This window comes from Sedimentitalea xiamensis (assembly GCF_030164465.1).
Taxonomy (GTDB): domain Bacteria; phylum Pseudomonadota; class Alphaproteobacteria; order Rhodobacterales; family Rhodobacteraceae; genus Sedimentitalea; species Sedimentitalea xiamensis.
This window is the reverse complement of sequence record NZ_JASNJE010000018.1, coordinates 15,071-40,375: the sequence shown is the minus strand read 5'-3', so window position 1 is coordinate 40,375 and position 25,305 is coordinate 15,071. Positions and strand designations below refer to the sequence as shown.

Below are 25,305 nucleotides of genomic sequence, written 5' to 3'. Positions count from 1 at the left end.
CCCCCATCCTCACGTCTCTTCCCATGGCGCGCGGCCAAGCGTCAGCGACACGACCCGGAAGCTGTCGTCGGTGGCCGTGTCGCCGTCAAGATATGGCTCGGTAAAGGCGATCCGTGTCAGCTCCGCGTGGAGAGTCTTGCCGCGCGAACCCGGCTTCAGCGTCAGAAGCGCGCGCTGCCTGCCCGGCGCGTAGACGATCTTGTCGACCACATTATCGCCCGAGGACGCTTCGCTGAGAACGAGCCAGTCCTGATCGGTAATCGCCCAGCGGGTGACATCCACGCCGTCCGGATCGGCCAGCGTCACTTCTTCCGGCAACGGGCGGGACCGTTTCATCGGCTCCGGGGCGTCGATGAGAACCGCCGCCGGCTGCGGCGTGGCGGCATGGTTGGCCTGCTCCCAGAAGACGACGATACGGGCAAGCCGCGGCGCCTCCATCGGGTCGAGACCGGCGCCGATCAGCGCCTCGTCGAACTCCGGCCCTTCCGGATCCCGGCTGGTCCAGCGCGGATCCGCGCCGATCGCCTGCATGACGCCGGGTGCCACCGCGCGATGTTCCTCCAGCGTCGCCTGAAAATCGCGGACGAATTCCCCAAGCGTCGGGAAGGCGCCGGTAGAGAAGGACCGTCGCAAAACCATATCGCCCACCGTTTCGAGCGGTGCACCGATGTCCACCGCCTCGATGTCGAGAATGTAGTCGGTGTAGGGGTCCATCGGGATCGGCAAGGTCAGCATGGTGTGACGAACCCGTTCTTCGTCGACCGCAATGCAGGGGCCGATCTCGGGAAGGAGGTCGGTGATCACCGCCTCAAAGGGTGAGAGCGCATGCGCTTCGATATTGTCAAGCGTCCCCGGTCCTATGGGAGCGGGATGCACCACGCCAGGTTCGTCGACCTGGCGGAAGGAGGCTGCCTTCAGCCGCGCCCGCAGTTCCTTGCCATAAGCGGCGTATAGCTGATCGACGTTGTTGGTGGAGAAGACGATCTTGATGTCCTCATGCCCGAAAACGTGGGCCTCGTCTTCGGCAGGCAGCGTGCAGAAGGTCCACGGATCGAGACGCCGGGGCGCGGCATCGTCGGTCCGGAACCAGAAATGACGAACCTGCTCGGGGGCGTCCTGTTCGGTTCCCTCGTCGTCGCGGACGCGCACCTGCGCCCGGGCGGTGACACGGTAGGTTTCGCCGGGGAACATCAGCGCGATGTCGCCGCTGTCGGGACCAAGGAACTCCTCGAGCACGTCGCGGTTCTCCTGGATCTGGGTTTGGTCGTAGTCGCTGCGCTCCACTTCGCCGGCACGGGTCAGTTCGATCGCGCCCACGTAGTAGGGCCGCCCGAGGTTTTCGAACTTGATGGCGTCCTTGTCGCTTTCAAACAGCACGCCGATATTGAAGGCCTCCGCATCCTCGGGCGGCTGCAGCTTTACCGAAAGCGGCTGCCGCGGTTGCGCGCGCATCTGACCGTAGAGCACCGCGTGGTAAACATCCTCGAACCACGGACCTGCCATATCGACCCAGTTCGGCGGTATCCCCGCCACGGCGGCCAGATCGCTGAACCGGATGGGCTGTTCACCGATGACATTGCCGGATCCGTCCAGCCAGTGGATCATCAGCAGCCGACCTTTTCCGCTGTCGTCGTTCAGCAGCGACCTGTGCGCCCACATCAACAGATGGCCGGCGACGATGCGTCCGCTCTCCACCTGGATCACATCCGAGAGCGGGCCGTGCTTGTGCCCGAGAAGATTCAGCTCTTCCTGGATTGCATCGGCCTGCGTCAGATCGCCGAAGACCACCGGACGGCCGACATCCCAAAGCGGAGAGGCGAGCACCCGGCCTTCGCATTCTGGCCCATCCGGATTGGGCTGCGGCACGGTCGCCGTCGCGCCGACGAAGGCGCCTTCAAGGGCGCTGAACCCCTGGAAAATCGCACTCCGGTCCACGGTCAGTCCGGTGTCCAGCCGCTTGATGGCGTCCGTCACAGAGAACTGCTCGGTGCCAAGTGTTTCGCGCCCGGACGTGCCGAACGAGCCGCTGATCGCCGCGTCGACGAGTTGCAACTCCTGCTCGCGCATGGCGCGCGCGCTCGGGCTCTTGTTCAGTTGGCGGAGTTTGCGCTTTTCCATCTTGGTTTCAAGACGCATCTTGCGCTTCAGTTTCCGGCGCCGCCGCAGCGCTTTCTGGGCTTTGCTGAGCTTCGGCCTGATTGCCTTGCCTGCGACTGCGGTGTTCAAGTCTCCGGCGCCCGGCATCACCTTCGTGTCCCCGAAGGCGGCGGTCTTTGCCATCGTCACATCACGGTTGGTTTGCACCCGTTCCGCTGCAAGCCTGGTGTTGACCGCAAGCGTTGACGTTTCCGGCCGGATCGCGATTTCGGCCTGGGGACGCAGGGGCACGAACAGGTCGTCAATGAGCCGCGGATTGATCGACAGGCGATCCCGGTCGACGACGAGGCTGCCCGTCAACCCGTCGCCCGGTGACGTTGGTGTCTGACCATCCTTCGGATCCGGTGCGCAGTTGACGAGGCCGCCTTCGATGATCGCCGGGACAATACCGCGCCTACGGTCCAGTTCTGGATCACCGGTCCGCCAAGTCTCGTGGACATGAAGGCCGGTGTCGGGTTCCACCGAACGCTTGGTGCCCGGTGGATCCGGCCATGCCGCGCCATCGAGTTGCCAGCCGTCTTCGGACGGCCCGAGCTTTTCTTCGTGGAAGGTCCAGAGCACCGGCGCCGCCGGGGCGGCATCGTCGCAGACCGTACCCCAGCGGTCGATGACGATCTGCTCCAGGAATTCGGTCCGTTCAAGCGCTTTCGGTGTCGGAAATGGTGTCCAGTTCAAAAGCGACAGGTGCGCGGTCAGGTTCTCGTCGGACGGATCGTTGAGCGTCCACCATGTCGAAGGCGTGTTGCCGGGCATGACGGCATCGCCGCCGCCGATGCGCTCCAGCGAGACTTCGGTGACGGTGTAGCGGTAGCTGAAGTCTCCTCGCCGGATCCATCCGCCGGATGGTGCGCCGGAAGATCCGTTGGGGTCTTCCCCGAAGATCGTCAGCCCGTCGTCCAGCGGCGTCATCGCCATCGCCATGACTGGTATCGCGTCAATCGGGACCACGGGCAAATCGTCCGCCGCCGGCTCGCTGTCGGCGATGATCGCGTCGCCGATCTTGCTATCGATCCCCCGGTCAACACCGGAACCCATGGCGAGCGCGGGCGATCGGCTCACGAGTGACGTCCCGTTGAAGAGAGGTGGTGGCGGTGGGAGGATCTTGGAGTCTTCACCGATATGGAAATCCACGCAGCCCTTGATGGTGAAGAAAAAGAGATCGAGCTCGCCGCAAACTTCGCCGTCGATCCGGCTGACCTCGGTGCCGTCCGAACGCTCCCCGACCTGCACCGTCAGCGATGCGGACGCTGAGAGCGAAATGATGAAAAGCTTGAGTTCACCGCGAAGATACAGCAGCCCGCCGACATAGAAGGGTTCGAAGCCGAGCACCGCGTTGAAGCCCGCAGTAACCTTCAGATAGAGGTTGATAGCGGTGTTGCCCCAGATGATCGACACTTCGAGGCCGACCGCAAGACCCACGCCTTCGACCGACGACAGCGCCGGCAATCCGTTCCCGGGCGGCTGGTAGGACGGGATGCCGTGGCCCGAGATCATCACGTAGCCCGACCCGTCGAACACGCCGAGGATGCTCGCACGGATCGGCCCAGGGAGCGGGTTGCCCTGCAGGTCGTTGCCGGGGAAGGACCCGAGATAGACGTGCCAGAGGTTCTTCTTCTTGAGGTGGAAGAACGCCTCGATCGGGATCTGGATCTCGACAAGCGGGTCGATGGTGAAGTCGATGGAGATCCCGATGGTGAGCGTGCCGCGGCCGAAGTCGAGGTCGATCACGCAGAGGAAGGTGCCTTCGGCGTTCTTGTCCTTCAGTTCAGGCAGCACCGCGAGAAGGTTGGCCTTGACCACCAGCAGGACCCGTGGTCCGGGCAATTCCAGCAGGAACATGCCTTTCACGTTGAAGATGATCGGGCTGCCCATGGTGCCGAGTGTCATGCCGACGCCGAAAGCCCAGCGGTCGACCTCGGGCTTCCAGGCCTGCAGGTTCGTCGGATTGCCGTTGGCGCGGTTCTTGAGCCATTCGAGTGCCGGGGTGAGCGAGGTGATCCCGTCCTCGTCGCGCGTGTAGTGCATCGCGAAGAGACCAAGGAACCCATAGATGCCAAACCCCGATTGCGCGAGCGGAATGGCGACGGGCAGTTCGACTTCCAGGGCGACCGCGACGCCGGTGGCCGGGCCGCCCTGCGCGGGCGGGATCTCGGCGACGGCGATCTGGGCCGCGATGCGGAGCTTCACGGGGATCAGGCGGACGTCGATCCCGCCTTTGATCTCCATGATCCCGCCGGTGTCGTTCATTTCCATGTAGCCCTTGCCCTCAAGGACGCCGGGCACCTTGAGACCGGCACCGAAGGCGGTGAGCTGCGGCGGGCCGAAATCGGGCTGGATCGGCAGGCGAACGCGGGCGCGGTCGACCGAGACCACGCCGAGATCGACCGCGAAGCCAAGGTCGATCTCGATGGTCAGCGGGTTCGTGCGGGCAATCCTTGCCCCGAGAACCTGGAGGATCTGGCCCAAGGGGTCGATCACCTCGACCGCACCGGGGCCGGAAACGTCGATCGTGTAGCCCTTGGACTGATCGAACACCGGGCGGAATTCGAAGGCGCCGCCGGAACCGGGCGGGAAGCCGAACTTGAGACCGATCGCCTTGTAGCGGACGGCCAGGGGCTTGTCGCGCGGGATACGGATCAGCGGGTCGCTCCCGCCGATGGCGAGGTTGAGCGAGATCGCGGTCTCCACGTCGAAAAGGAACGACGTTTCCCACAGGTCGCCCTGGCGACGGAACGCGGCCTCACCCCCGAAAAGGATCACGCGTTCCACGTTCAGAAGTGGCGGGTCGCCGAGGTTTTGCAGCACCGCACCGACGCCCGCGGCGATTCCGCCCACGGCAAGAGTCACAATCGCGCCTTCTGCAGGATCCGAGGGCGCGATTTCCGCCAGAAGCGGCGTGAGCACCGTAACCATGCCCAGCATGGTGCGGCCCTCGTTCGGGTCCTGCAACGCCTGTCCCGGCAGCTGCCCGGTCATCAGCAGACCGTCCTTGTCGGCAGGATCGGCGCCGATATAGAGTTTCACCTCATCGGTCTGGCTGGCCGGGTCTGTCTGGTAGAGAAACAGGTAGTCCGTTATCCCGTCGGACGGGTTGTTGCCGAGCCCCTGCAGCGTGGGCGTCTCGCTGGCGCCGTTTGCCGACAAGGCGTTTTCCATCCCGGTCTGGAAATCAATCGAACCCGACAGTTCCAGCGCCACGAACTGGTCGCGCACGATACGCACCTTCAGCCGCGCCGAGCGGAACCAGTCCGGGGGCGATGGCTCGTCGGGCGGGTCGTCTCGGGTCGGCGGGGTCACCGGCGGCGGCGGCGGGGTCGCCTCCCGCGCCACCGTACCGGTGATCATCGCACCGGGAATGTTGACCGAAAAATCGCTGATCCTCGCCCGCCAGAATTGCTCGCGCGGCGAGGTCTGGCCCTGCCACGTCGGGATCCACCCGGCGAGGTCGGGCGGCGGCGGACGCCGCGCGCCCCCGAAGGCAGGGATCGCGCCGTCCGAGCCGATCAGAGCGGCGAGTCCCTCGGTGCGCCGCTGGCTGAGTTCGTAGTTGTAGGTCGCCTTGTTGTCGTCGCCGTCGTGGCTCGCGGTGCCTTCGATGGTCGCCGTGCCTGGCGCGATCCGCCGGAGGACTTCGCGCCATGCCGGGAGGAAATGCCGCGCCGGGGGTTTCCAGCCCGAGGTCGTGGACGGCGTGATCGCCTGATCCGCCCGGATGTTTCCGGCGACGAGGGAATAGGTGATGTGATCGTCTTTCGGGGGCGTGTCGAACCTGAAGTAGGCGTCGATCTCAGTGTAGTTCTCGCCCGGCAACTCTGCTTCGACGGTTTTCGTATCCCCACCCGCCAGCGCGATCGTGACCGTGGGGCCGGAAGGTTCCGGGGCGCTGTCGACCTCCCAGTCCGTCGCTCCGGGCGTGGTGGGCAACTCAAGCCCGACCACAATTGACTCGCGGTCGTCCGAGACGATCCGCAACCGTGGCGCGGATTGCGGCTGGCCGTCGAGAATGATCGAGGTCGTTTCGATGGTCGCGGCGAGCGGCGCGGCGGTCCCGGGAGGTGGCGCAATCTGCGGCGCTTGCCGGCGGCTTGCCGTTATTGTCAGGGATCTGTTCTTCGGCGGCGCGCTGGCATCCGTGACGGCCACGGTGATGGTGCGGGTCGTGGTGGCCGACAGATCGACATCGTGGACACGCCCTGCCGCCGCACCGCCACCCTGATCGACGGTCACGGCATAAGGCGCGCGGCCACCGACCACGTCGATGACAATCCGCGAGGTCTCGGGCACCTGCGCCGTCGCCGTGGTGTCCGTCTGGCGGGTGATCCCGATCGCACGCCCCTCGCGGTCAAAAAAGCGGGCGCCAATCGAGAGATCGCCCGCCCCCTGATTGATCACGGCGACATCGAAATCGCCGGTAATGCCGCTGGAGTTGCCAAGCCCGATCAGGAAGTTCTCGACGCCGACGTTGACAGCGAAATCCTCGGCACCATTCGGCGCGAAGAAAACGCGGATCTCTGGCAGGTAGAGACCGGTCCAACTCTCGTCGAAACCGAACTGGTCGAGCACTTCGGGTGGCGTGTAACCATCGGCGAGGTCAAGGAAGGCAGAGCGGAACGCGAACCCCACCACACGGCCGCCTCCGATGAACGCGTAGGGCGGATCCATGGTGATGAGTTCCGCCGCCGACATGTCGCCCGGATCGTCAAGCCCGGTCACGCCCAGAGACACGAGCGAGACATCGACCACCGCAGCGGCATCCGAGCCCTGGGAAACGCGGAGCTTCACCTTGGGCAGGTGAAAGACGACGTCACTCCGGGACGTATGCGGGACGAGCAGCCCGTCGGGACGCATCTCCGCCGGTTGAAGGAACGGCGGGCGGAACTCGATCCCGGAAAGGACGAGGTCGAGCACAAACCCGGTGTTGGGATAGTCCGAGGGCGGTGCGTCGTTGGGGATTGAATCCAGCGCATCGAGGACGTCGCGCACGGGCTGGAACGTCGCATCGCTTCCCGGGATCCCCGAAACGCCGACGGAAATGATCGCGCCCGCCGCGCGCGGCACGGTCATTGCAAACTCGACTTTGGTGTCCGTGATGTCGAGCCATGGCTCGGACCTGTCGGGCTGGTTTCGCGGGTGTCCTTCGACATTCGCCGCGCCGGCCGACAGGGTTCCCGTGGTCGGATCAAAGGCCGGCGGATCAATCTCACCGGAGAAGCGCGCGACACCGCGGATTGTCACCCCGTCCGGGCTGATCGCTGTCTCGTAGCTCTCGACATAAATGACGGACAGAACCGCGTGCCATTCGGTCGCTTCGCCCCTCAAAAGGTAGGGTCGGAACAGATCAACGAGCGCGAGGTCAAACGGCATGGGGGGAATCCCACGGCAGGAATTTGAATCATAAAAGTAAAGAAGTGATGCAACCTACTGACATAATATTACGCCATAGGCCCTTCGATTCGCAACTATCACGAGTGTTCTAGGCGGTCTCTCGCGCAAAGGGCATGCTCATGAAGGTGCTGTCAGACCAAGTCGAACTCGTCTCCGCAAGGGCAAAATGACTGTCCCCGATGCCGCGCAGAGACCGCGCCACCCGGCCAGAGCTGCGGCGCGGTTTCGCTTGCAATTTAGTCTGGTGTAGAGACTGCGGTCCGAATTGAAGTGGTTCTGGACCGAGGCGTTAACGGCAGCGAACTCTGCAAACTTCGCATCCTGCGAAACCGTTGCATTGCCCGTTCCCGTCGCCGAAGCGGCAGGTGCGAATTCCCGGCTCTGTTATTTGTCCAGCGGCCGGTTTCCTGCCGGCCCGCGGCACCGATTTCCTTCAGCGCGGCGCGGTAGGAGGCGAGTTTGTCCGTGACGGAAATATGCGGACGGCCATGGCGCCTCATTGATTTCTTCAGGAATTTCAATGCGGTTTTCTTGTCCTGCGTCTTCGTCACGAAGCTTCCCAAGACCCAGCCCTCATGATCCACGGCCCGTCAGAAGTAGCGCCGTTCGCCGTTGATCTTCACGAACATCTCGTCCAGGTACCAACGCCAATGCGGCCAGGAGCGAAGACGTTCGACACGTTTCCGGCGGATTTCAGCGGCAAACATCGGGCCAAATCTATTCCACCAGTACTGCACAGTTTCGTGGCTGATCTCGATCCCGAGCTCGTGAAGCAGATCCTCGACATTCCTGAGCGAAAGTGGGAACCGGACTTACAACATAACCGCCAGGCGAATGATCTCCGGGCTGCTTTGAAAGTACTTGGACGGGTCAGGTTTTGCCATGAGTGAAAGCTACGAAACCGCCCTGCCCGCCTCAAGCCAAATCCTTCTGACAAGGCCCTCATCCGGGCACACGGTTCTCGAAACGCCGGAACGCCAATGTGATCAGTCCGGCAATGATCATGTAGATCGCCGCAAGCAACAAAAGCGGCTCATAGACGATAAAGGTATCCGAGCGTACGCGGGACGATACGGCATAGATGTCTATCACCGTGATCGTGGCGACCAGCGGCGTGGCCTTGAGTTGAAGGATCGTCTCCCCTCCAAGCGTCGGCAGGACATTCCGGACCGCCAGAGGCAACCAGATCCGGCGGAACATGGTCAAGCGCGGCATTCCAAAGGATCTGGCGGCCTCAAGTTGCCCCTTGTTCACTCCGGCGAATGCACCGCGCATCACCTCGCCCTCATATCCCGCGTAAGACAGCGTCAGGGCCAGCACGGCATAGGGCCAGGCCTGCCGCAGGTAGGGCCAAAGTTCGCTCGAACGGATCCAGGGGTATTGCGGGAAGAGAGAGCCAAGGCCGTAATAGAGCAACCAGATCTGCAACAGCAGAGGCGTGCCCCGGATGATGGTGCAGAAGGTGCGGGCAGGCATGGCAAGATACCACGGCCCTACGGCCTGCGCCAAACCCAGTGGGACGGCCAGCAAGAATCCAAGAACCGAAGTCACGACGAGAATCCAGATGGTGCGCCACATCCCCTCGAGCGCCAGCGGCATGTATCGGGGAATCCAGTCCCACCTGAGCGAAATGGCGCACCACAGGATCAGGAGCGCGAACAAGGCCATCATGACGATGCGATGTGGCTGCATCAAGGCGCGGAGCGCGGTCATTTATGCCCCCCCTTCAGCGATGGCTGGCCGCGGCGGGCCCATTTTTCGATCCGGCCGAAAACGGCTCCCGAAAACAGGGTGACCATCAGGTAAAGTGCACCGGCGGCAACGAAGAACGTGAAATAGGCCCGAGTGCTGCTGGCGGCCTGCCTGGTTTCCAGCGTCAGCTCCGAAAAGCCGACAATGGCCAGCAGGGCCGTATCCTTGGTTGCAATCAGCCAGAGATTGGCAAGCCCCGGCGTGGCAAATGCCATCATCGCGGGGATCGTGACCCGGCGCATGGTCATGAACGCAGGCATGCCGAAGGCCCGCGCCGCCTCGATTTGACCCGGCGGCACAGCCTTGATTGCGCCGCGCAAGACTTCCGTGGAATAAGCGCCCTGCACCACCCCCAGAACCCAGATGCCGGCAACCACGCCGCTGATCTCGATCCGGCCATAGCCCATCATCGAGGCGACCTTATTGATCAGGTCGCTTCCGACATAATAAAGGATGAGGATCAGCACCAATTCGGGAACGGCGCGGATCACGGTCGTATAGATGGCGAGCAGGTCACGCAGGATCGGCCCGCCATTAAGTTTTCCATAAGCCCCGAAAAGCCCGATCACCAAGCCGAGGCCAAAAGCCCCGAATGCGATCTGCAAGGAATTGGCAAGGCCGCGCAGGAGGTTTGCCCCCCAGCCGGGCGGAGACAGCGACAGAAGTTGCGCTGCCTCGGCCAGACCGAGCGTTTCCAGGATCGGCTCCAAGGGCAAACCTTATTTGCTGTAGATGCTGGTGGTGAAATAGCCCGCCGTGATCTTTTCATGCGTGCCGTCGGCCAGGATAGCGGCGATCCCCTTGTTCAGGGCTTCGCGCAGCGCATCGTCGCCCTTGCGCACACCGGCGCCGACACCACGGCCCAGAATGGATTCGTCATTGGCCACCGGCCCCTTGATCTCGCAGCAGCCACCCGCCTCGGTGGCGACGAAATCAGCCATGGCAATGCTGTCGGCCTGGGTGGCGTCGATGCGGCCAGCCACGAGATCCTGGTTGGCTTCGTCCTGGGTCTGATAGATGCGCAATTCGGAATCCTTGAAGTATTCCTGTGCATAGGCCTGGTGAATGGTCGAGGCTTGGATGCCGACAATCTTGCCTGCCAGCGATTCCGGTGTCGGCTCGATGTCCATCGCCTTGTCGGCCACGATCACGGCGGGCGTATTGTAATAGGGATCCGAGAAGTCAATGGTCTTCAACCGCTCTTCGGTGATCGACATCGACGCCATGATGGCATCGATCTGCTGACCGGTCAGCGACGGGATGATGCCATCCCAGGCGACCGGCGTGAGCACACAATCGAGTTCGGCGGCAGCGCATACCGCGTTGATCACCTCGATCTCCCAGCCAACCCAATTGCCCGCGGAATCCGGCGAGGCGAAGGGTGGGTAAGGTTCGGCCGCTATGCCGATCTTGACCGGATCTGCGGCTGCAGCCCCGGCAACAAATGCAGCGATTGTCGCTGCGGCAAGCATCGTCTTTTTCATGATGTTCTCCCTGTCTTTGCTTTGCCTTGGTTGATTGTTCCGTCAGTGGACGGACTTGAGAAACTGTTTCAGCCGTTCCGATTTCGGATGTCCAAACACCTCTTCCGGCGGCCCCTCCTCTTCGATCCGACCCTGGTAGAGATAGACCACGTGATCGGCGACCTCGCGGGCGAACTTCATTTCATGCGTGACCAGCAACATGGTCCGGCCTTCGGCCGCCAGGTCGCGGATGACCGTCAGAACCTCGCCCACCAGTTCGGGATCAAGCGCCGAAGTCGGCTCATCGAACAGCATGACGCTCGGGTCCACCGCCAGCGCCCGCGCGATCGCGGCGCGCTGCTGCTGGCCGCCGGAGAGGAAAGCCGGAAAGGTATCAGCCTTGTCCCCCAGCCCAACCCGCGCCAGCAGCTCATGCGCCCGCCCGATTGCTTCGGCGCGCGGAACTTTCAGAACATGCACCGGCACCTCGATCACGTTCTCCAGCAGGGTCCGGTGGGTCCAGAGGTTGAATTGTTGAAACACCATCGCCAGCCGTGTCCGGATACGCTCGATCTGGCGCCGGTTCGCCGGGGTGCCATCCGCGCGCATCTCGACCTCTTCGCCGCCGATGACGATCTTTCCCGATGTCGGCGTTTCCAGGAAGTTGATGCATCGCAGCATGGTCGATTTGCCCGAGCCGCTGCCACCGATGATGGCGACAACATCGCCCTTGTTTGCCGAGAGCGAGACCCCTTCAGCACCTCGAGCCGCCCAAAGCACTTGTGCAGGTCGTCAACCCGGATCGCCTCGTCTCTCACGTCCTGATCTGCGGGGCGTTCTGCGGCTGCTTGCTGCATTACCTGCTTCCTCATTTTTCGGCTTGTAGTAATGCTGAACAGCGGTATTTATGCAAGTGTATAATTTTATCACGGCACGAGGAGAGGCCCGTGAGCCAGGAGCGCCGCAAATTCAAGCGCGAAGGCTCGGAACAGCGCAAGCTCGACCTGGTCGAGGCGGCACTTTCGCTTGTTGCCGAGAATGGCGTGCGCGGCGCCACAGTGCGAGCAATCGCCGAGCGCGCAAACGTGACCCAGGGTCTTATCCGGCACTATTTCACCTCAAAGGAAGACCTGATCACCGCGGCCTATGAACATCACATGGATACCATGACCGACCTGACCTTTGCCCCGGTGGGAACAATCAAAGGAACGGCGCAAGAGCGTCTGATCACGTTCGTCAAAGCCTCGCTGACCCCGCCGGTGGTGGACCCGCGCTCGATCGCGCTGTGGGCGAGCTTCCTGAACAAGGTCCAGAGCGACCAGCAGATGAAGGCGACGCACGCGCGAACCTATGACAACTTCCGAAAGAGGCTGGAAGAACTGATCGGCGCCGCGCTTGAAGAGGCCGGGCGCCCTGCCCCGGCGCAGCGGCTGCATCACCTTGCTGTCGCCTGTAACGCGGTGATCGACGGGCTATGGCTGGAAGGCGGCGCCCTGCCGGATGCCTTCGCGCCGGACGAACTGCCCCGCATCGGGCTGGAGTCCGTCGGCGCAATTACCGGATTGGCCTTGCAGAAAAGAGAAGAACCAGCATGAAAACGACAGCGATCATGGAACGTCTGGCCGGTCTCGGCGGCGCCAAATGGGACATTCACCTCAAGGCGCGCGCAATGGCCGCTGCGGGAAAAGACATCGTCGAGATGACAATTGGCGAACCCGACGTGCCGACGCCGCCAGAGCTGATGGAAGCCGCGGAAAAGGCCATGCGAGATGGCCGCACGGGATATTCCGACGGCCGTGGGGAAATCAACCTGCGCCGCGCTTTGGCAGAGCACTATAGCCAAAGCCGCGGGCGGAGCTTCGAGCCCGACAACATCCTCTGTTTCCCCGGCACCCAGACCGCTCTTTTCGCCGCGCTTTTGGGCGCGGCCGAGACCGGCGATGAAGTGCTCGTCGGCGATCCCATGTACGCAACATATGAAGGTGTCATCCGGGCCTCCGGTGCCAGAATGGTGCCGGTCCCGCTGCGCCCCGAGGCCGGCTTCCGGATGCGCGGGCAAGACCTGGCCGAGCGGATCACGCCGCGGACGCGCGCCATTCTCCTGAACACCCCGCACAATCCGACTGGCGCGGTCCTGACCGCCGACGATCTGGAAGCCATCGGCGCGCTGGCGCTGAAACATGATCTTTGGATCATTTCCGACGAGGTTTATGAACACCTCGTGTTCGACGGCTCCCGGTTCGTCTCGCCGCTGTCTCTGCGCCGGATCGCCGACCGGGTGATCGCTGTGTCTTCGATCTCGAAATCCCATGCCGCCCCCGGCTTCCGCAGCGGCTGGTGCGTCGCGCCGAAGCCCTTTTGCGATGCGCTTCTCCCGGTTTCGGAAACCATGCTGTTCGGCAATCAGCCATTCATCGCCGACATGACAGAACTGGCCATACGCAAAGGTTCGTCGGTGGCAGAGGGTATGCGACAACGCTTTGCCACTCGCGCCGATTTGCTGGCCGAACGGCTCGGTTCGCAAACCGACTTGACGGTGCATAAGCCCCAAGCCGGGATGTTCGCGATGATCGACATCTCGGCAACGGGTCTCGACGGGGCGACATATGCAAGCGACCTGCTGGAAAATAGCGGAGTCGCGGTGATGCCCGGCGCCTCCTTCGGCGACACACTCGACAAATGGGTCCGGGTTGCCCTGACCATCCACGACCACGACCTCGAAAAGGCGATGGACCGGATCATCGAACACAGCAGGAAGCTGAAAAGAGCGGCCGCATGACCAGCATTGGCGAGGCGCTCATAAACGAGCTGCGGGCGCTTGGCGTCGACACGGTGTTCGGTATTCCCGGCGTGCATACCGTCGAGCTTTATCGCGGCCTCGCGGCCTCGGGCATCCGACACATCACCCCCCGTCACGAACAGGGAGCGGGGTTCATGGCGGATGGCTATGCCCGGGCATCGGGCAAGCCGGGGGTGGCCTTTGTCATCACCGGGCCGGGGCTGACCAACACCCTGACACCGATGGCGCAGGCACGCGCGGATTCGATCCCGATTCTCGTGGTTTCCGGCGTGAACGGCACGGCGACTCTTGGCAAGGGCATGGGCCATCTGCATGAGCTGCCGGATCAATACGCACTGGCGTCCAGCGTCGCGCTGGTGTCGGAACACGTGGCCACCCCCGAGGAATTGGGCCCTGCCCTAAACAAGGTGTTCCGGCCCTTCGGATCAGGCAGGCCGGGGCCGACCCATATCCAGATACCTCTGGACGTTGCTGCGCTGCCCTATACCGGAAAAGCGGAAGTCAAAGCACCCGAGGCTGCACTGCCCGATGACAAGGTGATAGCCGAGGCCGCAATGCGGCTCGCCGCCGCCGAAAAGCCGCTGATCCTGGCCGGTGGCGGCGCAAAGCGGGCGGGCGGCGCCCTCAAGAACCTCGCCGAACGGATCGACGCCCCGGTCGTGCAGACGGTGAATGCGCGCGGCGTGCTGTTCGGCCATCCCCTTGGCGTGCCGGCGAGCCCCAGCCTCAAAGCGATCCGCACCCTCATCGAAGAGGCCGATCTGGTGCTGGCCTTGGGAACCGAGCTGGGGCCGACCGATTATGACATGTATGCAACCGGCGCCATGGCCAAAATGACGGACCTCGTGCGTGTCGACCGCTGCGCCGAACAGCTTGCGCGCCATGCAGCCGAAATCGCCATTCAAGGCGACGTGAACACCATTGTTCCGGCGCTTCTTGGAGCATTGCCGCCCGGCATCAAGCATACCGGCGGCGCGGCCCGTGCCGAGCGCGCGCGCATCGCCGCCCTGGCCGAGATCGGTCCAGACTACCGCGCCCATGTGCAAATTCTGGAAGCGTTACGTACTGCGGTGCCGGGTTCCCTCATGGTCGGTGATTCCGCCCAGCCCATTTACGCCGGCAACCTCTACTACGATCACGACCGGGCGGGCGGCTGGTTCAATGCGGCCACCGGATACGGCGCCTTGGGTTACGGCATCCCGGCGGCCATCGGGGCCTCGGTGGCGGACCCGCAGGCGCGCGTGATCTGCCTGTCCGGCGACGGTGGCGCACAATTCTCTTTGCCCGAGGTGATGGCCGCCGTCGATGAAGACCTGCCGGTGACCTTCGTAATATGGAACAACCACGGTTACCGTGAAATCGCCTCCGCGATGCAGGACGCGGGCGTCGAGGTCGTCGGTTGCGACCCAACGCCCCCCGATTTCGCGGCCACCGCGAAATCCTTTGGCATCCCGCATGCCCATTGTGCGGCCGTTCCCGGAGATGTCGCCGCAGCCATGACCTCCGCCGCCCGCCACCCCGGACCGAGCATGATCGAAATCGTCGCTCCCAGATTTGTGCCAGCCAAGGACACCCGCCATGAAAAATCCGAGCTTTGAATTCACACGCGCCATCACCCGCCGCCCGGCGGCCAGCATCGTCAACGGCCTGCGCGCCGAAGACACCGGAACACCGGACCTTGAAAACATGCTGGACGCGCACGCTGCATATGTTGCCGCGTTGAAAAGCACCGGGGCCGAAGTGATCGAGCTGCCTCCGCTTTCGGCATTTCCCGATGCGGTTTTTGTCGAGGACACAGCGCTTTGCCTTCCCGAGGGCGCGATCCTGATGCGGCCCGGCGCACCCTCGCGCCTGGGCGAGGTTGCTGAAATGGCCCCTGCCCTGCGCGATTGCTACGATGAGGTGCGCGAAATCAAGGGGCACGGATTCGTAGAGGGCGGCGACATTCTGGTCACCGGGCGAGAAATCCTCGTGGGCCGGTCGGCCCGGACAGACGCGGCCGGCGTGGCGGAACTGGCCGAAATTGCGGGTGAATGGGGCCACAAACTGCGCGAGGTCTTCACCCCGGCAGGCGTGTTGCACTTCAAGACCGACTGCTCGTTGATGGATGCCGAAACCATCCTTTCCACCCGGCGCCTCGATGCTTCCGGCTGTTTCGAAGGCTACCGCGTGCTCCACACCGCCGAAGGCGAGGAGGCGGCGGCCAATGCCATCCGCTTCAACAACCTGGTGCTGTTTGCCGCAGGATTCCCGCGAACGGCGGACATGCTTGCCCGGGAAGGCTTCGACGTGGTGGAAATCGACAATACCGAATGCGCCAAACTGGACGGCGGCATGTCTTGCCTCTCACTCAGATTCTGACGAAGGCCACGCAGGGAAACCGCGCCCTTCACCGGATTGCCTGGCACATACACCGAAGGTACTGTCGGACCGATTCGAACCAGTCTCAGATTTCGTCGAACTACCAGAACTTATGCTGAACAAAGCTGGCGCCACGCGGCGAGGGCGGCGGCACGGTTCTTCTTGAAATTCTGTCGTGTGTAGAGATGGCGTTCCTGATTGAAATGGTTCGATACGCATGAGTGGACGGCGGCGAACATCTGCAAACTCCGCATGCCCCGGAAACGCTGCATTGCCCGCTCCCGTCGTCGAAACGGCAGGTGTGAATTCTCCGCGCGATTGTTCAGCCAGCGGCCCGTTTCCCGCAGGTCTGTCGCGCCGATTTCCCTCAGAGCGGCGCGGTAGGAGGCGAGCTTGTCGTTGTCATCGTCCCATTTCGAAGCCATAGAACACACAACACTCGAATGGGTGGACTGGTTCAACAACCGCCGTCTGCTCGAGCCTATCGGGAGTATTCCGCCGGCAGAAGCAGAGGCCAATTTCTATGCGGCCATGGGAACTGAGGAACGAGCCGCGCAACTAACTGAAATCAGCCTCCGGCAAACCCGATGCGGTTCAAAGCGACAGCGGGAAGCGCACGTACATCATGACCGCGAGACGGATGACCTCGGGGATGCTCCGAAAACCCTTGAAAAGGTCACGTTTGGTCATGGTCCGACGCTATGAGGCTGCCCTGCCCGCCTCAACCGGATTCGCTCTGACAATGCCATCAAGCCGATAATCAGTTCAATCTGCCAGGTCCCGTTCGATCATGCGCACGATGTCTAGCGGCAGCGCTCCAGCCGTCATATTCCAGTGAACTTGTGTGGTTTTGTAGGGCAACCTGACGTGGAACTGCACAACCCGCTGGCCGAGATAGCGGGGCAACAGCGTCAAGTCGCGTGACACCTCGTCAGGCGAGGTGTCCGAGAGATAGGCAGCGGTGGCGCGGGTGAGCAGTCCGGGACCGGTCTTGGACCACGTGTTGTCATTCTCTCGGGCCAGCAGCGAGTCGCGCGCCATGTCGACAGCGATCTGCAGGAGCGGATGGCCGGGGCGTGCCAACAGGAGATTGTTGGCGATGGCACCGACCGGCTCTCGCAACAGCACCATCCCGCGCCCCGCGCGGCGCAGCACCTCGGGATCGCCGATCAACCGATCGTCGGCGTCAGCATAGATGCCACCTCTGGCAAGCAAGACGCAAAGCCGCAGAAAATCGCATTCCTCGGCGACATGGTTGGCCATTCTGAATGCCCGTTCATGCTCTGCATCGAACGCGTCGCGCAGGAAGGCACGGGCGTCGTTCCGGTTCATGAGACAATGGCGATAGCCCGGTGCCGACTGCCAGGTGGACATGATCCTGGTGACCTCATCGGGGGCAGGATCGGTATTCCAGTACTGGAACACCTGCCTTGGGATGTCGCTGTGATCGGCAGTGGGGATGGCATCGACAGCCTCTGGCCGGTTCCTGTCGATCGCCTGCTTCGCGGGCAGGAAAAACGATCGCTGCAACGATTTCGGATCCACTTGCGCGGCTGAAGGTCCGGTGCCACGCGCAAGTTTGTATATCCTTGCCTCGTTCAGCAAGGCACCGATATGGGTGACGCTGAACCGAGCCGCCGTGGAATGATCCCCTGCGATCTGAGTGGCGACATCGGAAGCCAGCGCCAACGCGGCATCGATCCTGTCGCGTGCGATGTTGAGCAACAACCTGATGATCGGGGACAGCAGCATCGCAGGAGGATTCCCGGCAGTCTCCAGCAGTTTTTCTGCTTCGGCCAGCCGGCCACTTTCATAGAGGATGCGCAGTCGTCGGCGCATGATGTTCAGGGGAGCATCGACAGAGGCGAGTTCATCCAGCACCGCCAAGGCTTCCTCTGGTTGACCGAGCTCGCCAAGCGCATTGGCCTGGTGAATCGCGAAATCCGGATCAGAGGGCCAGCGGTGCCGGCATAAGGACAGGTACCGCAGCAGCAGATCGCAATTCCCGGTTTGGAGCAGAGCGGAGGCCAGGGCACGGGCCGAGTCCGGGTTCCGGCGCACCGGGCCGCTTGCCCGGGCGCGGGCGATGGCAGCATCGGGGCCAAGGGTCAGGGCATCGCTTTCGATCCGGAAGGCGGCGCGCTGGACTACGGAAACCCGTTGCTCCAGCATGTCCCGCGCGCGGTCCGTCAGGTCGGGACGTCCGGCGGATTGCACCAGCCTGAGAATGTGCATCGCAAGCGGGTGCGGGATCGCATCTCGTGACAAGGCGCTGTCCAGCGCGACCGTCATGATCTCGTTCGCATCCATCTTGGCCGCGACCTGCATCAGTTGCAGCAGATGGATCGGTTGCAGATTCTCGACTTCGATATCTGCCGACGCCAAGGCACATCGTGCCCGGTCCACCTGCCCATTCCGTAGGCAAAGGGTACAGAATTTCACGACAAGGGCCGAAGTGGCATCGGGCGTCGCGCTCGCGTCTGAATCGACATGTGGCGCAAGCCGTTGCAGGGCGACGTCAATATCCCCGGCCTGTTCCTCCATTTCCGCCAGTAGCAGCGTGACGGGGATACTCGCCGGGGCCTGCCGAAGTATTCGTTGCGCATCGTCTACCCGGCCTGCAGCCAGACAGGCCCGAGCCGTACGGGCCTGAAGAGGACCGTCATCCGGAGCATTCGCGCAAAGACGTTTCAGAATGGCCAAAGCCTCGAGTGGCCGGGCGCATCGCATCAGGACATGTGCCTTCCTATCCAGAAATGTCCTGTCGTCGGGATGGTGCTCCAGCGCGACGTCACAATTGTGCAGCGTCTCGTCCAGATCGTTGACTGCCTTGGCCATATCTATCTGCAGTAACAGCGCTTCCCTGTCGCCCGGGGTTTCGGAGAGAATCCGTCCGACGATTTTCTGTGCCTCGGACAGACGTCCCGTGTCCAGATAGGCGCGGGCAAGGCTGATCCCGGTGCGGGGATGATCGGGCGCACGACGCCGCATGTCCTCGAACAGGTCGATGGCCTCGACGATATGCCCCTTCCGCTGCAGGCCCTGGGCAAGCCGCAGACCGAAGGGGATGTTGTCCGGGAGTCGCTCCAGCCCCTGGCGGGCAAGTGCGATTGCCCGGGAAAGATCACCTTTCCTCAGGGCAACATCGATGCAGCCGATCTGCGCTGGTTGGTTCTCTGGATCATCCACGAGAATGCGGTCAAACGCGTCCTGCGCATCCGAGAGTCTACCTTGCTTCAGGCAAGACCGGGCCTGTTCAAGCCGGCTTGTGAAATCGGGAACATCGGCAAGCCCCGCTGCTAGGACCGCCTTGGCCCGGGCCTTTTCGGCGGCCGGATACGAGGGATGCTCCGCCAGCACCGAGTCATAAAGCGGAATCGCCTCGGCATCCGCCCCGAGTGCGCTGAGCGCAGAGGCCAGGGACATACGGGCGCGGATAGGAGTGCTGAAGTCCGGATCGTTAGACAGCATAATGTCACGCGCCGCGACCAGGCGCTGCAGCATACGGGGCAGTACCGAGGCAGGCTTGTCCTCTACCATGGAGGCCTGATGTCTTGGACGGGATCTCAGAGTTCTGATGCCCTTATTTCCTTGAAAACGGTCAGCCCCCAGAACAAACCGCGCAGAAAACGCTGTATTGTCCCGCTCATGCCGCTCCTTCATCTACAAGCGACTGGATACTGGCGGTGGTCCCATCGCTGTAGGCGATACATTGCCAGGGAGCCCGGTTCTCGCCTACACCCACACGTACAAACGTCCCGGCCTCGGAGAATTCCGATCCAATAAGCATCACGTCGGGATTGTTCGTGACACCCGTCACATCCCGAAGACATGCCTTTTCCGCGGCGGTCGGCGCACCGGACGCGCCAACACTGCCCGTATCCTCTACGCAGGCCGAAAGAGTGGCGGCCGCTCCGATGGTCAGGACAAGTGAAATCTGGATACGCATAGATTCTCCGCCAAGTTATTCCTTGGGGTTCAGGCGGCGTCAGAGGTGGCCAGCCGCGCCCGGATCGCCGGCGGCACCAACCGGGCGGCGGAGACGCGGGGCAGAGGCATTTCGGTGATCGCCTGCTCTTCGCCGTAAAGCGATTCATATTCGGCGAAGTTGTCGAATACCCGTCGCCCGATGTAGTCCACATAGGTCTCGGCGGGTGCGCCATTGGCAAGGATCACATCGTGCTTCTCGGTCTCGATGTGATAATAGGTGACGCGCTCGGGCAGGCTGTCGATGGGGTCGTAGGCGATGGTCGTGCCGTTCACCAGCGCGCCCGCGTTTATCGCCAGCCCGTCGAGGATCAACGCGTGCTCGGCGGTGAGGACGAGGTCGGTGTGGGGCAGGCCATTGCCGAGTGCACCGGCGCTGACGCGGACCGGAGCAAAGCGTTCGGCGGAGGTGAACAGCTTGTGCACGGTCTGGCGGCCGATCCATTTGACCGGAACGATGCCGCCTTCGGCGGTGGTCACGAGGTCTCCGATTGCCAGCGTTTCCACGGCGCATTCGCCTTCGGGCGTGGCGATCAGCGTCCCGGCGGCAAAGCAGGTCGTGAAGTCTCCGTTGCCGAATGCCAGATCAGTGGTGCTGATTGTGTTTGCAAGGTTGGAATCGGTGCTGGCAGCATCGGTCGGGCTGAATAGAAATCCGTAATCCGTATTGTCCGGCCAAACCAGAACGACGTAGCTTGCGCCTCCGGTCGTGTATGCGCCTTCGAAATTCAGGGTGATCTCGGTGCCCGACGGAAAGTTCGTGAGGCCCGCCCCGGGCGTGGTGAATGTAAAGGTATCATCGGTCTCAAACGTATTGTCCGCCTCACCGTCATCAAGAGTGCCGCTGAAATCTGCCGAACCGCCATTATGAAACTCAAGACTGTTCCCATTGCGAGAGAACTCGATGATCGAAGAATAATCGAAGGTAGCCATGCTGGTTTCGTCCCCTTTGTTAGAATCCCTTTGCAGAATATTGACTAGACGATGTATCTTTGTTTGCTTGTTTTCAACCGGGCATTGTTCTTCGCCCTAGTTGCAGCCGATGTCCGCTGGTATGGCGCCTGTTCGAAGGGCTATCATGGAGCTGTCATGTGTGGACGTATATGGACCCCGCCTGATTGCAACAGTCTGGTTGGTTCTGGTTTGGTGATCACGATTGCTGACGTATATCCGGCTTCTTCGAGCGGCCCGATACATCGTCGCCACGAACCCCGCTCTCGGGACATTGCTTCGCAATGCCCCGACGGGCAAAGGATGGGTTTCCGCGCGCCTCTCCCTCAATGGCTCCACGGCACAGGCATCGGCCTTGCCGGTCCACACATCAGGTTCAAGAAGCGATGTGTCGTATCCCTTCACCATCTCCTGCTGGGTTGCTGCAATATTCTGGGTAAAGCCCTCCTTTTTCCGGTTGGTTCGCTTGATGCGTCAGGTTGTCGGAATGCGTCAGGTTGTCGGAACGGTCTCATCCGGGCGATAGCACTCGCCTCGTGACAAGATCGACCACTCGATCCTGGCATTCTTGTTGGCAAGAGCGACGGCGACGATGTTCGGATGTCGCCTCTCTCGCATCTTGCCGATCCCTTGGCTTCTGGGATCATCCTTTCCCTGGGCTTTGCCAAGAACGGCCCTCGCATCACGGATCATCAGGGTGCGCGGCTATCGGTCGCCGCGTTTGCTGATCCCGAACGGCCGGGACTTCCCGCATGAACCGCGTCGATCCGCAAGCCTGTACAGCGTCTTGGGCGGACCATAGGCGGCGGGGACGTCACGCCACCTTAAGCCATTGCGATTGATGAAGATAATCCCGCTCAACACACGTCGGTCATCAACGCGGGGTTTGCCGTGAGACCTGAGGAAGAAGGGTTCAAGACGCGCCATCTGCGCATCTGTCAGCCAGAAAAGATCAGACATGCCCACCGCTCGGTTTTCGAACCGCGAATCACGCCGTCAGGCGGAAATCAATAGGTCCTGACACTAGCGATCAACGGCCCGCCAGCGATAGCGGCGCTTGCCGTTGATCTTTACGAACATCTCGCCGAGATGCCAGCGCCACTGAGGCCAGGAGCGCATCCGTTCAACGCGTTTCTTGCGGATCTCAGATGCGAACATCGGGCCGAACCGGTTCCACCAAAACCGGACGGATTCATGGCTGATGTCGATGCCGCGCTCATGCAGCAGGTCTTCGACATTTCGGAGCAACAGCGGGAAGCGCACGTAGAACATCACCGCCAGGCGAATGATTTCCCGGCTGGTCCGGAAATATTTGAACGGGTTGTCTTTCGTCATGGCGAGACGCTACGAAACCACCCCGCCCGCCTTGACCGGATTCCCTCCGACAGGGCCACCGTTTCCGTTCGGGTCAGCGCGCGTTCGGGTCCATCAGCTGCTGCATGATGGTCTCAGTGTCGATGTCGAAGCTCGCCTGGCGCGGCGGATACTCTTCGAAAGTTTCGAAGAAGCGCCCGGTGACCGCAACAGCCGGACCCAGCGCCCAGGAGCGGTTTTCCTGCCATTCGTCAAAGCCCCGGCCTTCGTGAAAGCGCTCGAACGGGTCAAGATCCAGCCGCGTGATGAGCGGGGTGGTCAACTGGTCCTGAACCCCGTTGAACCACTTGTCCTGCTGAGTGAACAGGAACTTCCATTCGCCGAACCGCAGGCCGTGAAAAGTGGTTTCAGAGAAGAACGGAAAGAACATCCGGTTTGACGGTCCCTCACCGGTCAGCACCGGCGTCTGATCGTAGCCATCAATATGAACCCGGTATTCAGTGCCGCCGATCTCGGCACCATCGAGCAAGACCTCCTTGAGATTCAGCTGGCCGAGTTGCGCCATGATCGTCGGAACCCAGTCCTCCATGCTCACGAGTTCGCCGGTCGTGGTCCCGGGCTGTGTGACGCCGGGCCACTTGATCATTGCCGGCACCTTGAAGCCGCCCTCGTAGCCGCCAAGGCCCTTCTCGCCCCGGAACGGCTGATTACCGCCATCCGGCCACGAATTCGACGCTGCGCCGTTGTCGGTGGAGAACATGACGACGGTGTTGTCGGCGACGCCCAGTTCATCGAGCAGGTCGAGCAGTTCGCCCACGTCGTCGTCGAGCTCGAACATGCCGTCGGCATAGACGTTGCCGGTGCCGCTGATGCCATCGTATTCCCCGCTGAGGTTGGTCCGGTAGTGCATCCGCGTGGTGTTGTGCCAGACGAAGAACGGCTCGCCCGCGTCCACGGCCTCGCGGATGAAGCGCAGGCTTTCCTGCAGGACTTCCTCGTCCAGCACCTGCTGGCGCTCCTGTCCGAAACCGCCGAGATCCTCGATCTGCTGTTCGCCGCCGTCGGTCGCCGCGAAGGAATGGATGATGCCGCGCTGTGCGAGACCGGCTTCTTCGAACGCCTCCGCCGGGTAGTCGGCCTGTTCGACATATTCGCCCGCGTTCAGGTGGTAAAGGATGCCGAAGAACTCGTCGAACCCGTGGTTCGTCGGCAGGTGCTCGTCCCGGTCGCCCAAGTGGTTCTTGCCGAACTGCCCGGTGCGGTACCCCAACGGCTTCAGCATCTCCGCAAGTGTCGGATCCTCGGCCTGAAGCCCCTGCGGCGCGCCCGGCAGGCCCACCGTCGAAAGCCCGGTGCGGATCGGATACTGACCGGTGATGAACGCCGCCCGCCCGGCGGTGCAGGATGCCTGCGCGTAGTGGGCCATGAACAACAACCCCTCATCCGCGATGCGGTCGATGTTGGGCGTCTCACAGCACATCATCCCGCGGTGATAGGCGGAAATGTTCCACATACCCACGTCGTCGCCCCAGATCACCAGGATATTTGGCCGGTCTGTCTCCTGTGCAGTCACCGACATGGGCATGAGGCACATCACAACTGCAGCGCGTTTTAAAAGTCCGAGCACGTCGAGTTCCCTCCTTGATTCGTCATCTTTTTTCAGCACGGCCGCGTTCAGCGGTTAAGAACTCGCTCCCAATCGGATCGAGGTGCCGGAGAACGACACGCGCGCCGGCTTCAATGATGTCGTCGGCATGGGCTTTCGCCGCTTGAGAATGAGATCTCGCCGCAGAGGGTCTCCTGCCACACGGTCGGGGTTGTGGCGCAGGGCGGCGGCACCGCCGGGTGGCGGGGTCCATACCATTGCGCCCGAGGTGCTTTGATAGCCCTGAGGGCAATCAGCGCATCGTTTCGGACGGCAATTCGCCGAAGCGGGATTGATACTGTTTGGCAAATCGACCCAAATGGCTGATGCCGCAGACCAACGCGATTTCGGTCACGCTTTGCACCCGGTCCGGATCGGAAAGAAGGCGCCGGGCGGTATCAAGCCTCATTTCAGTGATGGCCTGGTAGGGCGTGATCCCCAGATTCTGGCGAAAGGCCTGTTCGAGCGTTCTGGTCGAAATTCCACAGGATTTCGCAACATCGGCAACGGGAGCAATTGTTGTATGGTTGGCCCGCATGTAGTCCAGCGCCTTCTCGACATATGCATTCCGGACAGCTGGCGCCAGGTCGGGAGAGATCAGCATGTCCTCCGCACTGGCGAGCACCTCGGCGAGCTTGTCTACAATGAGACGACGCCAGGCCTTGCGCGTGCTGTCCCAACGTATGACAGCGCCGCCCTGACAAATCTCTCCATGCAGGGTCGCAACCAGAGCGCGAAACCCCGCCACCGCCGGCAGTGCACCGCCATCGAGCCAGCCTTCGATCCCGTTCAGCCGGCGCACAGCGCGTGGCGAATATTCGAGCCGCAGCAAGGCGTCACGGATTTCATTGTAGGGTATCAGGATATTGACGGCATTGAACCTGCCGTTTTTGTCAGCGATCACACGTGTCTGACGCCGGTTCGGAGGAAAGACCAACATGCCGCCGGTATGTGCTTGCGTTTCTTCAGAGAGTGTCGATGAGATCAATTTCCCGGTGAGCGGCACGATCACGGTTGTATGCATCACCTCTGACACCGCAACGTCGTGCCCTGTGGAACGAACATTGGCCACGCTCATCCCATCAAGGCCGAACCGGCCCACGCTGGCTTCCGCGTTGCGGCATTCGGCCAGTTGCAATGAATTTCGGCTGCTGAAGAGATAGCCGCGCATCACCGAACGCCCCGGCAACTTGTAGTGGCCGATCTCACTATAAAGCCCTTGGGGATTGAAAAATGCCTGGTCAATCATGGGATACGTGAGGCTCTCAAGCGATTGCTTGGAACGAATCTAGAGCCAAGATGGTCACTGTTCAATGTATCTTTGCGTGTCGCAGAATGTTCGTCTGCACGGCCTCCTTTTTGAGGCATCTCGCCGGGAAAGATGGTCCCCTCTGAAAATTCTTTCCCCGGAATGCGGGAATCGGATGAACCTTGCGCAAATCGGATTGTGGGGACCGGGACCGAGCCTATCACATTCGGGCTGAAGGTCG

Annotated in this window: 13 protein-coding genes and 7 pseudogenes; 5 read left to right on the top strand and 15 right to left on the bottom strand. The window is 62.2% G+C overall.

The window, feature by feature from the left end; translation table 11 throughout:
• Positions 1–9 precede the first annotated feature (9 nt).
• From QO034_RS14480 to QO034_RS14455, 6 genes and pseudogenes are all read right to left on the bottom strand, one after another.
• A complete protein-coding gene (locus QO034_RS14480) occupies positions 10–7,521 on the bottom strand; it encodes a DUF6603 domain-containing protein (protein ID WP_284486246.1) in 7,512 nt (2,503 codons plus the stop codon).
• A gap of 201 nt (positions 7,522–7,722) precedes the next feature.
• Positions 7,723–8,426, bottom strand: a pseudogene (locus QO034_RS14475) (IS6 family transposase); the annotation flags it as partial.
• 58 nt (positions 8,427–8,484) lie between these two features.
• Entirely contained in the window at positions 8,485–9,255 is a 771-nt protein-coding gene (locus QO034_RS14470) for an ABC transporter permease (protein ID WP_284486245.1), read from the bottom strand.
• Positions 9,252–10,004, bottom strand: a complete 753-nt coding sequence (locus tag QO034_RS14465) for an ABC transporter permease (RefSeq protein ID WP_284486287.1) — start codon at positions 10,002–10,004, stop codon at positions 9,252–9,254. The genes QO034_RS14470 and QO034_RS14465 overlap by 4 nt, the downstream gene beginning before the upstream one ends.
• Before the next feature lie 9 nt (positions 10,005–10,013).
• Positions 10,014–10,766 carry a transporter substrate-binding domain-containing protein gene (locus QO034_RS14460; RefSeq protein WP_407696769.1) on the bottom strand — a complete coding sequence of 251 codons (753 nt, stop codon included), beginning with the start codon at positions 10,764–10,766 and terminating at the stop codon, positions 10,014–10,016.
• 54 nt (positions 10,767–10,820) lie between these two features.
• A pseudogene (locus QO034_RS14455) lies at positions 10,821–11,614 on the bottom strand (ABC transporter ATP-binding protein).
• Between the two features lie 90 nt (positions 11,615–11,704).
• Here QO034_RS14455 and QO034_RS14450 point away from each other — a divergent pair.
• From QO034_RS14450 to QO034_RS14435, 4 genes are read left to right on the top strand one after another with little or no spacing between them, the layout of a single operon-like run.
• Positions 11,705–12,352, top strand: coding sequence for a TetR/AcrR family transcriptional regulator (locus tag QO034_RS14450; protein WP_284486286.1), 648 nt, complete (start codon positions 11,705–11,707; stop codon positions 12,350–12,352).
• Positions 12,349–13,536, top strand: coding sequence for a pyridoxal phosphate-dependent aminotransferase (locus QO034_RS14445; protein ID WP_284486243.1), 1,188 nt, complete (start codon positions 12,349–12,351; stop codon positions 13,534–13,536). Before QO034_RS14450 ends, QO034_RS14445 begins: the two co-directional genes overlap by 4 nt.
• A complete protein-coding gene (locus tag QO034_RS14440) occupies positions 13,533–15,155 on the top strand; it encodes a 5-guanidino-2-oxopentanoate decarboxylase (RefSeq protein ID WP_284486242.1) in 1,623 nt (540 codons plus the stop codon). The genes QO034_RS14445 and QO034_RS14440 overlap by 4 nt, the downstream gene beginning before the upstream one ends.
• Positions 15,136–15,918, top strand: coding sequence for an arginine deiminase family protein (locus tag QO034_RS14435; protein WP_284486241.1), 783 nt, complete (start codon positions 15,136–15,138; stop codon positions 15,916–15,918). Before QO034_RS14440 ends, QO034_RS14435 begins: the two co-directional genes overlap by 20 nt.
• Before the next feature lie 110 nt (positions 15,919–16,028).
• On the opposite strand, the pseudogene QO034_RS14430 reads toward QO034_RS14435, so the two are convergent.
• Positions 16,029–16,316: pseudogene (locus tag QO034_RS14430) on the bottom strand (DDE-type integrase/transposase/recombinase); the annotation flags it as partial.
• 19 nt (positions 16,317–16,335) lie between these two features.
• On the opposite strand from QO034_RS14430, the pseudogene QO034_RS23360 reads away from it, so the two are divergent.
• Positions 16,336–16,461, top strand: a pseudogene (locus tag QO034_RS23360) (IS3 family transposase); the annotation flags it as partial.
• A gap of 54 nt (positions 16,462–16,515) precedes the next feature.
• On the opposite strand, the pseudogene QO034_RS14425 reads toward QO034_RS23360, so the two are convergent.
• The 8 genes and pseudogenes from QO034_RS14425 to QO034_RS14390 form a co-directional block, all read right to left on the bottom strand.
• Positions 16,516–16,608 (bottom strand): annotated as a pseudogene (locus tag QO034_RS14425) (IS6 family transposase); the annotation flags it as partial.
• Between the two features lie 75 nt (positions 16,609–16,683).
• Positions 16,684–19,458 (bottom strand): tetratricopeptide repeat protein, encoded by a 2,775-nt coding sequence (locus QO034_RS14420; protein ID WP_284486240.1) that lies wholly within the window; start codon positions 19,456–19,458, stop codon positions 16,684–16,686.
• Between the two features lie 106 nt (positions 19,459–19,564).
• Positions 19,565–19,867 carry a hypothetical protein gene (locus QO034_RS14415; protein ID WP_284486239.1) on the bottom strand — a complete coding sequence of 101 codons (303 nt, stop codon included), beginning with the start codon at positions 19,865–19,867 and terminating at the stop codon, positions 19,565–19,567.
• Positions 19,868–19,896: 29 nt separating this feature from the next.
• Positions 19,897–20,838, bottom strand: a complete 942-nt coding sequence (locus tag QO034_RS14410) for a Hint domain-containing protein (RefSeq protein WP_284486238.1) — start codon at positions 20,836–20,838, stop codon at positions 19,897–19,899.
• A gap of 765 nt (positions 20,839–21,603) precedes the next feature.
• Positions 21,604–21,816 (bottom strand): annotated as a pseudogene (locus QO034_RS14405) (transposase); the annotation flags it as partial.
• 69 nt (positions 21,817–21,885) lie between these two features.
• Positions 21,886–22,191, bottom strand: a pseudogene (locus tag QO034_RS14400) (IS6 family transposase); the annotation flags it as partial.
• 73 nt (positions 22,192–22,264) lie between these two features.
• Positions 22,265–23,755, bottom strand: a complete 1,491-nt coding sequence (locus QO034_RS14395) for an arylsulfatase (RefSeq protein ID WP_284486236.1) — start codon at positions 23,753–23,755, stop codon at positions 22,265–22,267.
• Positions 23,756–24,068: 313 nt separating this feature from the next.
• On the bottom strand, positions 24,069–25,064 hold the full coding sequence (locus QO034_RS14390; RefSeq protein ID WP_284486235.1) for a helix-turn-helix transcriptional regulator: 996 nt from the start codon (positions 25,062–25,064) through the stop codon (positions 24,069–24,071).
• Positions 25,065–25,305 lie beyond the last annotated feature (241 nt).

What these genes read in the sequence shown, in the direction of transcription:
- QO034_RS14480 (WP_284486246.1), bottom strand. Translation starts at nt 7,521, where the DNA reads ATGCCGTTTGACCTCGCGCTCGTTGATCTGTTCCGACCCTACCTTTTG.
- QO034_RS14470 (WP_284486245.1), bottom strand. Translation starts at nt 9,255, where the DNA reads ATGACCGCGCTCCGCGCCTTGATGCAGCCACATCGCATCGTCATGATG.
- QO034_RS14460 (WP_407696769.1), bottom strand. Translation starts at nt 10,766, where the DNA reads ATGCTTGCCGCAGCGACAATCGCTGCATTTGTTGCCGGGGCTGCAGCC.
- QO034_RS14445 (WP_284486243.1), top strand. Translation starts at nt 12,349, where the DNA reads ATGAAAACGACAGCGATCATGGAACGTCTGGCCGGTCTCGGCGGCGCC.
- QO034_RS14440 (WP_284486242.1), top strand. Translation starts at nt 13,533, where the DNA reads ATGACCAGCATTGGCGAGGCGCTCATAAACGAGCTGCGGGCGCTTGGC.
- QO034_RS14435 (WP_284486241.1), top strand. Translation starts at nt 15,136, where the DNA reads ATGAAAAATCCGAGCTTTGAATTCACACGCGCCATCACCCGCCGCCCG.
- QO034_RS14420 (WP_284486240.1), bottom strand. Translation starts at nt 19,458, where the DNA reads ATGGTAGAGGACAAGCCTGCCTCGGTACTGCCCCGTATGCTGCAGCGC.
- QO034_RS14415 (WP_284486239.1), bottom strand. Translation starts at nt 19,867, where the DNA reads ATGCGTATCCAGATTTCACTTGTCCTGACCATCGGAGCGGCCGCCACT.
- QO034_RS14410 (WP_284486238.1), bottom strand. Translation starts at nt 20,838, where the DNA reads ATGGCTACCTTCGATTATTCTTCGATCATCGAGTTCTCTCGCAATGGG.
- QO034_RS14395 (WP_284486236.1), bottom strand. Translation starts at nt 23,755, where the DNA reads ATGCCCATGTCGGTGACTGCACAGGAGACAGACCGGCCAAATATCCTG.
- QO034_RS14390 (WP_284486235.1), bottom strand. Translation starts at nt 25,064, where the DNA reads ATGATTGACCAGGCATTTTTCAATCCCCAAGGGCTTTATAGTGAGATC.